Origin of the sequence: Methylotuvimicrobium sp. KM2 (genome assembly GCF_038051925.1) — a bacterium.
GTDB lineage: Bacteria > Pseudomonadota > Gammaproteobacteria > Methylococcales > Methylomonadaceae > Methylotuvimicrobium.
On record NZ_CP150634.1, the window covers coordinates 2,498,460 to 2,513,747 of the forward strand.

Below are 15,288 nucleotides of genomic sequence, written 5' to 3' on the forward strand. Positions count from 1 at the left end.
AAAACAAACTATAAACCTAAATTCGGCAGTTCAACCATGAAGCACATGAAGTTCATGAAGTTCATGAAGTATTTCAATAGATTACCTAAACATTGCAGCTAATCTTTCGGGTGAGCGAAAGTTGTTCATAAACGAATGACAAGTTATTGAGTTAACTTCTTATTCTTCATGACCTTCATGGTGAAATGCTTTTACTAGATTAAAACTCCATCCTGGCGCCGAAATTGATACTGTGGCTACTGATGTCTTGATAACCTAACATCACATCATACGAAACGAAGCCCGATAAACCGTCGGCAAAAGTACCCGACAAACTCGTGCCTATCGTTGCAAAATTGCGATCGGCGCTTTGCGAAACGATGTTGAAACGCTGTCCTGTAGGATCGTCTACAAAACTGGCTCCGATATTTCGGCTGCCGTCCTTGTATTGATGATGCCATTCGGCTCTGAATTGTGCGATCACGACACCGAAAGGCAAACCGAACGCATAAGAGGTCTCGCCGCCCAGCGTTGTTGTCCACGAATCGACATTTTGATCACTAAACGCCATTCCCCAGCCCGCGCCACCGTTTTCGCTGAATGAATCGACCGAAAGCCCGATATAATTGCCTCTGAAATAAGGCGTTAAACTGAATGCGCCATGGGAAAAGTCATAACCGACGCCCAAACTATAGGCATGCTGATTGCCGCCGGTCGAACCGCTAGCTTCGGTACTGACGTTTTGAAAATTTATTCGACGGACCGTATCATATTGGTTTCCACCATAGGATGCGATCGCGTCGAGATGAAAGTTATCCCAAAAATAATAGGTTCCGTAGATCGAACCAGTATAGGTATCGGTCGTCGTTTCACCTTGATTTCTACTGAAATCGGCATTTGAGCGCAAATAACTAAAAGCCCCACCTAAAACCAAGTCTTTAGTCAGCTTATAATCCGCACCGCCAGTAAAACCGTAGTTGTCGTAATTAAAGCCGATCTGCTCAAACGTATTATTGACATCGCCGACGCGGATATTCATATTTAGCCAGACGCCGAGATTGTGACCGAACAGTCCGAAATCATCGCCAGCCGCTCCGCCAAGTTCAGACACCGACTGCCCGTTTCGATAAAGTTGAAATCCCGATGTTTGAATGTTGACTTGATGGCTGGTATGAATTTTAGACATCCGATTTTTAAGCGAACTTTCGACTAAGCCAAGCTGCCCGGCTGTGATTCGAGTTGCTTGGGTGCCTTGTTGAATGACTTGTTCCGGGGATAATTGCTGTACGATGGACCTTCCTTGTTCGGAGTTAAAATCGATTTCTCGCAGTGAAAAAATCTGATTACAGAAATCAGTAAATGTTTGAAATTCCGAGTCGGCCTGCGGTATGCATCTGGCTGAAATTGAATCAATCGTTCCAAGCAAATTACGTTGCGTTGAATTGAACAACCCTGGATCGTAAGTTGCTGTTGTTTGAGCAATACTTAACTGAGGTGTGGATAAAGCCAAGATTATCAGGGAAAATGAGAATACGAACCTCAGCTCAAGTCTTTTTAAAACCTGCCTGTACAGCTTTGCTTTTGATTGATTTAACATGATTCCCCTTAAATTTTAAAGTAACTATTCAGTCTCCCGGCAATTATCGTTCCCACGCTCTGCATCACTGCCATTAAGTTAAGCCTTTTCTGGTTCCCACGGTCCTCCGTGGGAATCCGTATCTTGGCTGTTGAAACCAGATTGGTATGCGTTCCCACGCTGGAGCGATGGGAACGAGGAAAAATCTCCCCCAGCCACTCTTTTTCAAAGAGGGGAGTAAAACTCCAAGGACCTTAACTTAATGGCATTGACGCTCTGCGTGGGAACGCCTGAATACCACTCCAGCAGTACGAGACGCCAGAGCGTGGGAACGAAAGATGGTGTGAATAATTATATTTTATATGCTTTGAATAATAATACTGCAATTTTTATCCGTTTATCCTCGCTAAAGCTTTTTGCGAAGTTGTAGCCATTTTTAGTTATTTCTATCAGCAAAGCAAAATTTTAAATTATCCTTTAGCAAGTTTTTGAGTTTCTTGATAAAAGAGTGCCGAACTGATAAAGACTATGACAATATCCAACAGAACACACGCCTGAGGGCGACCGAGGTCAAATGTTTAACGACGAATCTCATTCCAATAAAACGCTGATCGATGAAGACGACTCGACACGTTTCGCCACAAATCGTCCTTTGACTGTTGAACCCAACAATAAAAATTCCGGTAATCAAAGATTCAAGAATCTGAGCGTACTCGATATTCTCGGTCAAGGCGGCGTCGGTCGGGTTTATCTAGCCTATGACGAGACCATCGGCAGGCGAGTCGCGGTCAAGGAAATGCTGGATGAACTAAGCGGCGACGCTGAGCTCGATCATTCGTTTTTACATGAAGCCAAAATTACCGGAAAACTCGAACATCCGGGCATTGTTCCTGTCTATGAGCTGGGTCAACGAAATGACGGCAGGCCTTATTATGTGATGCGCTACATTAAAGGCGAAACGCTGGCTCGAAAATTCGAAAAAATATCCGATACCGATCCCAAAACCGGATTCAATCAACGCATTCAACTTTTGGATATTTTAATCGATGTTTGCAATACCTTGGCCTATGCTCATGCAAAGGGCGTCATTCATCGCGACTTAAAACCCGCGAATATCATTGTCGGTAATTTCGGCGAAACCATCGTTGTCGACTGGGGATTAGCCCAGGTGCTGGATGATGACGACAATACCTATTTTTATCGAGAAGCGCTCACTCACCAACGCGATAGCTTAAGCGACTCAAGCACATCGGAAGCGCTTGGTACACCAGCCTATATGGCGCCTGAACAATTCAGCGGCCGCGCGGATAAAACATCGGACGTTTACAGCCTAGGAATGATCCTCTATAAAATTATTACCGGCAGCCAACCATACCGAGGTTCGATTACCGTAATACAGCAACAAATGGAGAAAGACGTCGAAACCCCCTCTCCTAAACGATTCAATACTGCAGCACCTCCGGAATTAATTGCGATCTGCGAAAAAGCCGTGCATAAGAATCCTTTGCAGCGTTTTACCGATGCCGGAAAATTAGCTGAAGAATTGAAGGCTTTTCGTGACGGACGCATGGTCAATGTCTATGCCTATTCAAGACGTGAATTATTAAACCGTTTTTTTGCGCAAAATAAATTCGCCGTTTTCACGACCGCATTGCTACTCATTACCATTAGTATCGGAGCGGGATTTTCGCTTCATTATGCGCATCAAATGAAGGAAGCTAATCATGAAGCCGAACAAGCCTTAAGCCGAATCACTTTTTACGGAGAACGCTCACAGCAACAAGCACGATCTATCGTGCATGCGCTGCAATCGAAAATCGCATTGGTATTTTCTAATCTAAACCAAGCCGCAGAGAAACTCGGTTCCGGCGACATTGCCGAGTCATCGATCTTAGAAGAATTACAAAACCGTTATCCGCAGTTTGATTCGTTTTCTATTCAACCTATTTCAGTGCTAACAGGAGCGTTTATCGCAAGTGAAGAAAACGATGAGCCAAAACCGATCGCCGACGTCGAAAACAACCGCCTCATAATCAAATACCGAGTACCGATCGAAAAGAACGGCCGCATTACCGAATATCTTGAGGCTAAAATGTCGCCTGAAAAGGTGCTGCCCAAGCTATTTACGGCTATTCTGAAACAAGATGAGACAAACCGGGATATCTGGATCATGCGTAGCGACGGCCTAATTATTTATGACGCCAATTCCGATTATATCGGCACGAATCTATTCATCGATCCGGTCAGCCGCCAATCATCTTCGCTGCAGGCTTTCGGGAGATTAACCATGGTCGATGACGACAGCATCGGCTATTACAGTTATCGCGAAGACGGCACCGAAGTTTTTAAGATTGCCGCTTGGGATTCAATTGAATTCAACACCAGAAACGATTGGAAAATCATTGTCGACTATACTTATCTGCGCAAGAAAGCGAGCAACAAATTCCGTTTGTTCTAAAAAGTAAATGCAAATTCTTTAAGCCGGTAAAGTCTTTAAACGAACAACAGCAAAACGGCGACAATACCGAAAATCATCGCGAGTCGTAACCATATTCGCGCCTCTACCGTTAGGCTATGCCGGTGAGTCCAAAAGCTTCGTAACACCAAACCGAAAAATACAATCGAAACGAGCAAAAAAACCAATCCTGCAATAGGTATCGACATGGAACATTCTCCCGCTTATTCGCTTAACCATGATTGTTGCCGCCATCCCGGTGCGCGCACTTCGAACAGAGGCGCTTCAACTTGCATTAACGCAAGCTCCAAGGCCGCCGACTTACGCTGGCGCTGATAGCCTTCGGTCAATACGCGTTTACACTGCAATTCGGAGATCGGCATGCCTGACAAATAGCGAACGCCTTGGTTGAAACGCCCCTTGTTCGCTTCCCACCAAGCGGTTATTTTTAGAGGACTCGGCCAGGGTAAGTCTTCGTCGCCGTCCATCGCGACATCTTCATCTTCCGGATTTTCGGTCGGTCCCGCTTCAAAGCCTTGTGGCGGTTCGTCGTCCAAATCTTCATAAGCGATATCGACGCCGGTGATACAGCTGAACGCCTCGCCGGCCACTCGCGACAACTCGGGAATGCTCATTTGCTTGATCAACCAAGGAACGTAAAACGGATCGCCGATGATGCCGACGCCGACGACCAGATCGCGTCGCCATTCCGGAAATTGGGCCAGACTCTTCAGCCACAGATGCGCATCGGTTGGAGACATTGCGCGCAATAACAAATCAAAGGCACGCTGACCCAGCGGAGATTTATTACAGGCTACTGATTTCAATGTTTCGATCGCCCGTTTTCTATCGCCTAACAGCACCGAGGACCAGGCGGCCCATAATTTCACGGTTTCATCGTCGGCTTGCAGGTGCCCTTTTATCGGGTCGATCAGATTACGGCGCTTGAGTTGCCCGGCCGTTCGTAATGCGCAGGCTTGGAGCGGAGCCGGCGCCGCATCGTCGGCGATGATATTGGCAAGAATCTGTCCCGGATCGGCGCGATGAACCGCGCAGGCGGAAAGGCCGATCTGCCTGAGTAATGGCGACTGCGATGTTAAATAGCTTTTGACCGTACCGGCTAGTCGTTGCGGCGCAACCCAGCCGAACGCCGAAACCAGACCTCGCAACTTTTCCGAAAATTGTGCCACGGTTTCGAGAACGTCTTCGAGGCGATTCGCATCCTTGCTTTCCAGCGCCAAGACACCTGCGGCAAAGACCTCCCCGGCCTCACCGAGTTTCAAAGCTTCTTCGCACAACCGCCAAGCATCGGCGCCCCCAATGCGTAGTCCATCGAGATGCGCTTCGATGCGATTATCGAGTTTGGCGAGATCGGATAATTGATAATGCGGCGCGCCGACGGCACTATCGCGCAGAATCCAGAGGAAAGCAGCTTCTTCGGCGTGTTGTTCGAGAACTTGAGGAATGATTCTTTTGGTTATTGCGCCTGGAGTATGCAAAATTTGTTTTCCTGAGTTCTATTTGGATAATTGATGCATCGATCTCAATCGGCATTCTCGAAAAGCGAAGCTTGATCGATTACCAAGTCTACACTTGAAAAATGAACCTGTTCATTCTCGCTGAATTCATACAGCACCCAATGTCCGGTATCGTCCCGTCGAAAAATTTCCGCCATACGGGCGACCGGATCAATCAATGCATATTCGGTCAAGGATGCAAATTTTCTGTAGTTGGCAAACTTCTCTCCCCGGTCATAAGCTTCAGTCGATTCGGACAAAACTTCGACGATCAAACGCGGCTCGGACATATACCGTTCGGCTTTATGATCCGACTCAGAGCAGGTGACGAATACGTCCGGATAAAAAAATGCATCCGCCAAGTCCAGTTTCAATTTCATGTCGGCCATGTAGACACGGCAGGGACTACCTGAAAGGTGGTTTCCAAGGAATCGAAAAAGGTTCCCGGCTATCGTGGCATGCTGACGCGTCACGCCAACCATTGCGAAAATCTCGCCGCCAATAAATTCGTGTTTGTTCTTTTGCCGTTCTTCCCATTCGAGGAATTCTTCGGGTGACATCGGTACAGTTGTTGCCGGGAAAGACATCGTTAATGCCTCCAAATAGTCTATTAAGGCCTAAAGTACAGAATAGGCATTTTGTAGGGCAAAGCTTATTACTATGAAAGTACGGAACCGGAAGAGAGTGGGGTTGCTCGACAGCACGCATCGATATGAAAAGGATACAAACAACGCACCTTAACGAACGGAGTCCCGCAGCAAATCAATATGATCGGTTAGCAAATTCCGTTTACGTTCCAGTAAATAAACCGTAAAAAAGTAACAACCGCCCGGTACGAAATTACGCCGATAATTCGGCATGCCATCTCCCGAATATCAAATAAGAATCGTAGGGCGGTTTCGCGCCAGCAAACCGCCATTTAAGCTACCCAGAAACGTTGATGGGCATGACGGCAATGTCTCTGGATTATTAAGGAAAACCACTCAAAAGCTTCATCCGCCGTACGGTCGTGCCAAGGCAAATCCACCGTACGTTCATCCGCCGCACGGCCGTGTGTATAACGAGATACCGTAAACGGTTCAGCCTTACGGTTTAATTATATTTTTGCCATTTATTTCCATCAAAAGATAATACGTCTTCATGCCCAATTGACCACATTACCCCTTCCGCTTCAGTAAGATTAAAACAGCTAGTGATATCTGTTTCTCCAAAATTGACATCAACTAGGGTATTACCTTCCAGGGTGTATAGATTGCGTATAGTGGCAACATAAAGCTTGTTTTGAAACCAATGAAGATCCCATATATCGATATCAATATCATCTTCCCATTGAATTATTTCCCAAGAATCATTGCGACCTTTAATTAAAGTACCATTCTGTCCTCCAATGTAGACAGAATTATCTGGAGCACAACAAACTGAAGTAAGGATCAAGTTAGTAGGACTGCTTCGGGCAATCCATTTTGAGTCAAAATACTCCCAAATTTCACCACTCCAGCCAACAGCATAAATTTCATTTAATGAAAATCCATCAATCGCTTCAAAGCCTACCTTTTCTTCAGCTTTTGGACTAGTAGCACTTATATTTTTCCATATACCTTCGTTAGTACGATGGTATACCTGACGCAACATTCCGCATGCAAAGACATAACCGCTTATAGTTTTTGCATTTCTAATCATTTTTGGAATGGGAAATAATTTCTCCCTAGTGATTTGCCCTTCTGTATAAGTACATACATCTCCATCTTCACCTATAAATACCAGACACTCAGTGGGTAGATTTGCTATGGCTATGGCACTTGAGTCCCAGTCCGTAGTTTCTGCATAAGCCCATTGTCCTTGATAAAGACTTAGTGTGGCTGTATGAGCAATATCTTTTTCTAATAATGCCTTACCTTTAGTCAAAACATATAATAGATCGGAACGTATCGCCGCGCCCCTTATAAAAGTTAATTCATTTATCATTCTTAGAATCCTTATGGGATTTTAGGCAACATTGCTGAAATTTTGTCTTTTAGCGCCTCTGGGTCATCTGTGTAATTTTTTCCCGACGGGGAGTGCTTAACCGCCTTTGTTTGATCCCCCATGCCTTCATGACCTTGTTTTAACTGAGCTTCGATACAAGCTTGGCTACATTGAGGCGCCACAGCCTTAGCACCCTCGGCGCAGTGTTTAACTTCATCGTCAAATGAAACATAAGCCTTGGCTTTTACTTTACTAAATGCTTTATGGTGTGATGAACGAAGTCCGTGACTACCGGAACAACTACCACCTTCCAAGCACATGCACGGCGCCTTGTTTATGTTGTAGCCACCATTTCCCGAAGAATCAGGTTCCCACCCTGGCATGAAATCTTTCGCGTCGACAGATGTCTGGAAGAAAGAGCTTTTAGGTACTATATGGTCAGGAGTTTGAGCAGGACAGCACCCATTGATGCCATCTTCTGGTTTTCCATCAAATGGAAGTAATCTACAACGTCTCGCTGCCGCGCATTTGTTTGCACTAGCCGATCTACTTCTAATAGTAGTGGCGCCTTTCGCTCTAGTAAAATCAGTATGCAATCCTGCTTCTTTGCAAACATCTAGGCCATCTTTCTTAGAAGGCTTGTAACCTTCACATGCTTTTTTTTCTTTCCTTTTATCGCCAGCGCATTTTTTTTTCAGAGCGGGAGTTGCCATCGCATCTACAAAAGGCCAAGGCACAGCCTCATTAGCCATTGGGCTTGCATGGTTATCGGTCGTCAAGTCTAAATGCCGATCGACATTTTCTCCTTCAAACTTAACATCCATCGACCATTTTATGAAATAGACTTTTCCTCTATGAGTACTTGTTATGACTCCTTTTTTAGCCGCACACCCTGCTTCATCGCCTGTTGACTTTTTGAAATAGGACTTGTTTTTCAACATGACCTCTTTACCCGATATTTTTACGCTTTTACTGCCTTTGGTCGTATCGGAAGCAAAACCGGTATTCGGGTAGGGAACAGGAACCCCAGGCGGTGTCGCAGGATTTTCCGGGGGCGTAAAGCAAACATCCGGAAAGGCGCAAATGGTTTTACCCGATCCCGCTTTACATGCGAGCTCCATACCGTTTGCAAAGACTTTATTAGCCATTTTCCTCGCCTACCTTTTTCCAAAAGAAAATCATCGAAGAACGCTTACCATCGTCGTTGCCTAGATGAGCCAGAACATGGTGACCTTTGCTATATCCTTTTTCACTCGCGGATTTCAATACCGCCAACATAACGATGCCTAAAGACGCGCCAACTTCGCCGACACAATCCGCCGGGTGCCAGATATCGAATTCTTTCCTTTTTGTGCGATCAATTCGGCTAAAAGCCAAACTCGCTTCTTTAAAGTAGTAATGCTCTCCCGATATGTCGGTGATTTTAAAATCCAGAATACTCTCGTTGCAGCCGGCATCAGATAGGGACTCTTTTATCGCAGCCGTCAACCCATCCGCTCGCAACGGCTCTTCCGAATAGATATGCGCCTTTTCGACACTGAAGCCCAAGCCGGCGCATATCAGTTGCGGTTCCCGATTGGCATAAACCGGTTCGACCACCAACGCGGCTGCGGCTTCGCCGGGTATGAAACCGTTGGAGTTTTGACTGGTCAGCAAGCGCTCGTGTTCTTCATAGTGCGCTAAGGATTGAGCGACCAGTAGACTGTCGGTAGCTGCAATCAACACATGCTTGAGTTTCAATTCCTGCATGAGCGGTCTAGCATGCCTCAAAGCGAGCGCGACGCCGACATGTCCTCCGGCAATGACCAGTGATTTTTCATGAAATTCCAGTTGCAGTTCTACGAGCAAATCATGAAAAAACTGATTGTCGTCGTCGATGACTCGGCCTTTTCTGTCGCGCTCCGACAAACAAAGCAATAATGGCGTCTCGGCGGGATTGATCAACGGGTTGCCGGACAAGCATTCTCGGATCGCAGCGGCGGCCATTTTGATCAGCTTTGTTTTGCCGCGCCACGGCTGTTCGAGCGGCACTTCGCAGCCCATGATCCATTCGCCGCCTTGGTCCATGAAGCGGGTTTCCTGAAAATTGTCGATCACACAGCGAATCGCGGCACAGCTCGCCGGCGCATCAAGGCCGACGCCGGTGACCAGGCCGGTACCGGTAATCGCCAAAGGAAAGCTCATGAAGTCATCCCTTAGCGTTCTTTGGAGAAAAGGTCGGCATGCTATTTGGTTGTTTGCTCGAGTTTTTTTCGCAAAGCCATTGCATGTTCACTCAGTTCTTCGATAGTCATTGAATCATCCTGTTCTTGATGCCACTTTGTGTAATCGAAAGGCTCTCTCTGAATCAAAGCGATAAATCGTTCCGCTTCGACATCTCCGAGGTAGTCGGAAAGGATCTGCATGCCTTTTGTTTTAATTTCGGTATCGGTAATCATTGCATCACTTCTTTTATAAAACCAATGGGATCGGTAATCTTGACATCATCGATTGATATGGATTTTTTAATAATGCCGTCATCAGTAGTTAGAAAACCTGGATTCAAGTTATAAGTGCAATCCCACTAATCATGCGGCTTTGCACTCTGGTTGTTCAAAAAACACCGAATGAGGTGTTCGATAGTCCAGTCCTTTTCGGGGGCGGTGATTGAGCCTGTGCATAACCTTTTCGACCTGCTCGTCGGTGATGTCCTCAAAGCTGCTGCCCTTGGGGAAATATTGCCGAATGAGGCCATTGGTATTCTCGTTAAGTCCACGTTCCCAGGAGCAATAAGGGTTGGCGAAATAAACTGGCGCATTGAGCGCTTGGCTGATCGCTTTGTGTCCGGCAAACTCTTTCCCGTTATCCGAGGTAATCGTCAGTACCTTGTCCTGATAATTGGTCAGTAACTCAATTGTTGCTGTCGTCACGCCTTCAGCATGCTTGCTATCGACCTTTTTAATCAAGGTGAACTTGGACTTACGATCGACCAGCGTCACCAAGGCGCCCTGATGGTTTTTTCCGATGACGGTATCAATTTCCCAATCACCGATACGGCCCTTTTCGTCAACAATCGCCGGTCTTTCTGCGATGCCGACACGCCCGACAATCTGCCCCCGTTTGTCTTTCGAGCCATATTTCTTGCGGCGCTTCTTGTGGGCTTGGCGCAAGTGCTTATACAGGTCGCCTCCCGCGCGTTTGTCTGCCCAAATGTGCTGATAGATCCGTTCATGACTGATACGTGTGCCGTGCTCCTTGTCCAGCCAGCCCGAAACTTGCTCAGGGCTCCAATCCAGACGCACTTGGCCTTCGATTAAGCTAATTACTTCCGCGGTCATTTTAACGGACTTAAAGGCTTGCCGTTTGCGTCTGTCCGATTTGATCTGGGCCTGTTTAGGACGATAGCCACGCAGTCCGCGATTACGTGTCAACTCACGGCTAATCGTGCCCTCTGAGACGCCAACAATCTCGGCGATCTTTTTATTTGTTTGTCCTGCTTTCAATAAGGCGGCAATCTGGTATCGTTGTGCTTCGGTCAACTGTTTGTAGTCCGTCATCGCTTATCCATCTTTGGTCGGATTGAGAAGGGGTGGCACTATAACAGTTGACCCCTTCTTTATCACTCAAAATGAATTGCACTTGTTAGTTGAATCCGCGAAATAATCAGAATTTGCCATAATTGCACAGGCGATATGAAGCGAATCAGTCTTCTTGATCCCAATTGAGGTAATACGGTTTGCAATTTCAATAAGCTCCGTGCTAGCTTCTATATCGTCTTGGGCATAATTGCGCCATTTTGAAATTTGTTCTCTTCGCTCATAAAAAGGATTTCTACTATTTTCATAGTCTAAAATATATGACCATACCAACCCAAAGATACCTGCGCGAATATCTTCTTGAATCTTTAATAAGGTATGAGATGTGTCTATCGAGGACCGCCGTGAACCCCTCCATGGGGGCTTGGCGGCAGCTCTCCCTGATGCCGACATCCTCGCTAGCCACATCCCATACCTTCATAAAGTTAACCATTTTTTGAGTATAAAGGGAGTAGGATTACTCAACTTTCCTCCTCCGCTTCCGATCGATTGGCTTTAGCCAAATGCGCCAACGAAGGATAATAGGGCTTGCCCAACTCCCGGGCACGCCACCAAGCCCGAGACATTTCGCCGACCAGTACTTGTGAAACTTCGAACATGCTCTTCTTTAACGGTCGTGCGACGCGCCAGGTGATCGTGAATCGCCCCGAATCGGGCTCGATGATCAAGGTATCGATCACTGCACGGGTTTCTTCCTTGCCGCCTTTCTTCGGGAAAAACACGACCGGCATGTCTATTTTAGGCAGCCAAAAACGGTTCCGTCCCGACGGCGTCAAATTGGCCAGCACGATCTCTTCCCCACCTTGCAAATACGGAATTTGTTGATCGAGCGGCGCCGCCTGAAAATAGGCTTCGTCGAAATCGGGCGGCAGAAACGGAAAAATATGGTCGGTCCAGTGCTGATCGTAGGTGCCGGCTAGACGATAACGGGGCTCCCAACTGCGCCCGACCGGCCCGAAGGCCATCGGCCGATAATCGCCGGCTGGATTCGTGATCGAACGTTCGCTCTCCTCGGTATTCGGCATCGGTGAACCGTTAACCAAATCGCTGCTCAGAATTTGATGATAGCCAAGCCCTACCGGATTGGGCCGATAGGCGCCATGTTTTTCGGGATCGACATGAAAATCGTCCAGGCCGCCAAAGGCGCGATCATAGGTGATCGGCATTTGCAAAAAAGGCGCAGGCGGCCCCGCATGAATACCGCCGATACCCGCTTGCCAAACGCGATTGCCGACGACGCGAAATACTTTCTTAAAATCGCCGACTTTAAGGCCGACCGGAACTTGATTGACCGGCATGCCTTCCGGCGCATAGGCGGTTCCGAGCAGCAACACGTCGCAGCGGGGTTTTCTTGGCGCGAAGTCGCTTTCATAAATCGGCGATGAAAATCCCGGCTCTCCGGTGAAAGTATCGGCGAAAACCAATGGTACTTGTTCTTCGGCAAGCTCGGGCGCCTGATTGGCCCATTCGGGTATTTGAAAAGTCCCTTTGATTACGACCACCAACAGTTCTCGGCCATCGACTTGCAAACCTTGAGTATAGGCTGCCTGCATGCGAGTGGCGTTGATCAGGTCCATATCAGTTGATTTGCACCGAGCCGCCCTTGATGCGATTGACGCCGGACGAGCGATTGAGAATATAAGCGCCTCGGATGACGATTTTACCTGCACGGGTCAACGTGATGCTGGCCTTGCCGCAGCGCAGCACGATTTCCTGATTGGCTTGCAGCACGACGCGTTCGCCGTCTATTTCTGCATTTAAAGCTTGTTCATTCGGCTTTTCGGTTGAGATAACCGGCTGCTGCATGCGACCGATGATCATGGGCCTCGCCGGGTCGCCATTTTCGAACAATAACGCCACCTCGCAGCCGATATTCTCTCGAGTCAGACTTGCGGTCGAACGGGCCGGCGTCGCCTCCGCCTGAGGATTTCCGGTAAAACCGACCAGCGGCGCGCCTTGTCCGTCGAATCCGATCAATAAACCAACGACAACACCGTCGATTTTTTCCGGCATGGTTTCTTCTTTATGCAGTCGATTCGATTGCTGAGTCAAAACATCGGTCATGCTTGCGTCTCCGAAAAACTTTATCAATTTTGCAGGATTTTCTTACCCTTGATTACGACATTTTTGTCGGCCTTTGTATTGATTTCACCGCTGCCTTTTATCGTAATGTTCTTGCCCTGAATCGTGATCGTGCCGTCTTTTTTCATCGTGATGCTGGCCTTGCCGGTTTTGATCACGACTTGGTCGCCGGCGTCTATCGTCAAATTCTTTCCGACGTTGAGTGAATTATCCTTGCCGACGCTGGCACTGCGATTGTTGCCTACCGTTTCATTCAGATCTTTACCTACCGTAACGGCCTGAGTCAGACCGACCGTAATAGTTTGCGCGGCGCCTACCGTAATTTCCTGTGCCGCACCAACGTTGATCATTTCGTTGACGCCGACATTGTGGGTACGGGTCAATCCGACATTGACGACTTCGTTCTGGCCGACATTGCGGGTTCTGTTCGAGCCGACCGTGATCGATTCGTTAGAACCGACCGTTTCGGTGCGATTGACGCCGATCGTGATCGTCTCATTGCTACCGACCGTCTCGGTGCGGTCGTGGCCAACGACGGTCGTTTCGTCATGATCGATGTTTTTGCTGCGGTCGTTTCCTACCCAATGCGTCTCGTTACTTTCGACTTCGATGTCCTGATTTTTTTCGGCATGGATGAAAAGCTGTTCGGAGCCTTTCTTGTCCTCGAAACGGATTTCATTAAAATTATCAGCCGTACCGGCCTTACTGCTGCGGGTCTTGATACCGCTTTGCGTTTTATTGGTAGGCAATTCATAAGGCGGCATTTGCTCGTCGTTATAGACTCGCCCAGTGATTAGGGGTCGATCCGGATCGCCTTCCAGGAAGCTGACGACCACTTCTTGGCCGATGCGCGGCAACGATATCCAACCCCATTTCTTTCCGGCCATCGGATGGGAAACCCTGACCCAACACGAGCTGTTTTCATCGTCTTGCCCTTCCCTGTCCCAATGGAACTGTACCTTGACGCGGCCGTATTTGTCGGTCCAAATCTCTTCACCCGACGGACCCACGACAATCGCAGTCTGAGAGCCTGAAACGATCGGCTTACAAGTGAGCCTTTCCGGACGAAAAGCCTGATTGGCATCGATCGCGGCAAAACTACACTCGAATATCTCACCGGCTCCACTCATGTTCGATTCAAGATCGTCGCCTTGCATCGCATAAGAAGCCGATACGACAATGTGCTCCTTGTTTTCTTCCGAAAAATAGAAATCCGCGAGCGAAAACTTCATGCCGGGAATCAACGCCGAAGCATTACCTTGTCCGCGTTTCAATGAATAGGCATTTTGTCGCTCTTCCAATCGCTTATCGACCAGCTTGGTATCGACCGATGAGACGGTAAATTTCCCCGGGAAGTCATAGATCTCTTGATCGCCATGCGAATAGCCGCCGGGATTGTGCTTCTTGATCGTCAAATCGGAGCTGGGCGATTCGAAATCGAAATCGTTGAGTTCGTATTTTCCTGTCGTTACCTGATTTTCCTGGAGCCATTCGTAAATATGATCGCGTTCGCGGCTGTCTTTATTACCGAGCGGCAAATAAGGAATGGTTTGATATCCGCTCCGAGTCTGAAATACTTTGTTCGAATCGGCAATGACCAAAGTGTGTTTGCCGTTATGATGCTCGAAGAAATAAAAGATGCCTTCATGCTCCATCAGCCGGCTGATGAAATCGAAGTCGCTTTCGCGGTATTGCACGCAATAATCCAAAAGCTGATAGTCGCCGTCCAGTTTGTATTGAACGTCGGCGAATGAGTAGCGGCTGAGGACTTCCTTGATAACATCGATGACCGATTTATCCTGAAATATCCGGCAATCGGAATTCAACGTCAAATACCATAGCCAAGGCCTCACTGTAGCCAGATAGGTAATATAGCGCCCGCGCAGGCCGGTATGTTTGAATTGCACGATCTCGCCATTGATATGACGCGTCTTTCCGTTCGGCAGATCGAGATTGACGGTCATGCCCTTGCCGAGCAATTGATCGGCCTTGACGCCCCCCAGTTTTTGGTCGCGAATCAGCTCGACATCAAACTCGAACAATCGGCCGATTTCTTCCTTACCGGTCAACCGATAGAAGATGAGCTGATCGTCTCCTAGCGGAGTGTCGGCTGTCACGGATCGATTGTTTTGGGCCATA

General features: G+C 47.7%; 13 protein-coding genes. 1 reads left to right on the forward strand and 12 read right to left on the reverse strand.

Annotation, left to right across the window (positions count from 1 at the left end):
* Positions 1 to 199: 199 nt before the first annotated feature.
* The gene (locus WJM45_RS10600) at positions 200 to 1,489 is read right to left on the reverse strand and encodes an autotransporter outer membrane beta-barrel domain-containing protein (RefSeq protein WP_341328895.1); all 1,290 of its coding nucleotides are present in this window, start codon (positions 1,487 to 1,489) and stop codon (positions 200 to 202) included.
* A 640-nt stretch (positions 1,490 to 2,129) separates the two neighbouring features.
* On the opposite strand from WJM45_RS10600, the gene WJM45_RS10605 reads away from it, so the two are divergent.
* Positions 2,130 to 4,013, forward strand: coding sequence for a protein kinase (locus tag WJM45_RS10605; RefSeq protein ID WP_341328896.1), 1,884 nt, complete (start codon positions 2,130 to 2,132; stop codon positions 4,011 to 4,013).
* Between the two features lie 35 nt (positions 4,014 to 4,048).
* On the opposite strand, the gene WJM45_RS10610 is transcribed toward WJM45_RS10605, so the two are convergent.
* The 11 genes from WJM45_RS10610 to tssI all read right to left on the reverse strand — a co-directional run bounded on the left by WJM45_RS10610 (position 4,049) and on the right by tssI (position 15,266).
* Entirely contained in the window at positions 4,049 to 4,219 is a 171-nt protein-coding gene (locus tag WJM45_RS10610) for a hypothetical protein (RefSeq protein ID WP_341325080.1), read from the reverse strand.
* Between the two features lie 15 nt (positions 4,220 to 4,234).
* Positions 4,235 to 5,509, reverse strand: coding sequence for a TIGR02270 family protein (locus WJM45_RS10615; RefSeq protein ID WP_341325081.1), 1,275 nt, complete (start codon positions 5,507 to 5,509; stop codon positions 4,235 to 4,237).
* Positions 5,510 to 5,553: 44 nt separating this feature from the next.
* A complete protein-coding gene (locus WJM45_RS10620; protein WP_341325082.1) occupies positions 5,554 to 6,114 on the reverse strand; it encodes a Uma2 family endonuclease in 561 nt (186 codons plus the stop codon).
* 505 nt (positions 6,115 to 6,619) lie between these two features.
* Positions 6,620 to 7,492: a hypothetical protein gene (locus WJM45_RS10625; protein WP_341325083.1), complete on the reverse strand. Its 873-nt coding sequence runs from the start codon at positions 7,490 to 7,492 to the stop codon at positions 6,620 to 6,622.
* 11 nt (positions 7,493 to 7,503) lie between these two features.
* Positions 7,504 to 8,640, reverse strand: a complete 1,137-nt coding sequence (locus tag WJM45_RS10630; RefSeq protein ID WP_341325084.1) for a PAAR-like domain-containing protein — start codon at positions 8,638 to 8,640, stop codon at positions 7,504 to 7,506.
* Entirely contained in the window at positions 8,633 to 9,676 is a 1,044-nt protein-coding gene (locus WJM45_RS10635; RefSeq protein WP_341325085.1) for a hypothetical protein, read from the reverse strand. The genes WJM45_RS10630 and WJM45_RS10635 overlap by 8 nt, the downstream gene beginning before the upstream one ends.
* Positions 9,677 to 9,717: 41 nt before the next feature.
* Positions 9,718 to 9,930 carry a hypothetical protein gene (locus tag WJM45_RS10640; RefSeq protein ID WP_017839428.1) on the reverse strand — a complete coding sequence of 71 codons (213 nt, stop codon included), beginning with the start codon at positions 9,928 to 9,930 and terminating at the stop codon, positions 9,718 to 9,720.
* A gap of 129 nt (positions 9,931 to 10,059) precedes the next feature.
* Positions 10,060 to 11,028, reverse strand: coding sequence for an IS30 family transposase (locus tag WJM45_RS10645; RefSeq protein WP_341325086.1), 969 nt, complete (start codon positions 11,026 to 11,028; stop codon positions 10,060 to 10,062).
* 500 nt (positions 11,029 to 11,528) lie between these two features.
* A complete protein-coding gene (locus tag WJM45_RS10650; RefSeq protein WP_341325087.1) occupies positions 11,529 to 12,644 on the reverse strand; it encodes a DUF2169 domain-containing protein in 1,116 nt (371 codons plus the stop codon).
* 1 nt (position 12,645) lies between these two features.
* A complete protein-coding gene (locus tag WJM45_RS10655; protein ID WP_341325088.1) occupies positions 12,646 to 13,131 on the reverse strand; it encodes a DUF6484 domain-containing protein in 486 nt (161 codons plus the stop codon).
* Positions 13,132 to 13,154: 23 nt separating this feature from the next.
* Positions 13,155 to 15,266, reverse strand: a complete 2,112-nt coding sequence (gene tssI / locus WJM45_RS10660; RefSeq protein ID WP_341325089.1) for a type VI secretion system tip protein TssI/VgrG — start codon at positions 15,264 to 15,266, stop codon at positions 13,155 to 13,157.
* Between the last annotated feature and the right edge of the window lie 22 nt (positions 15,267 to 15,288).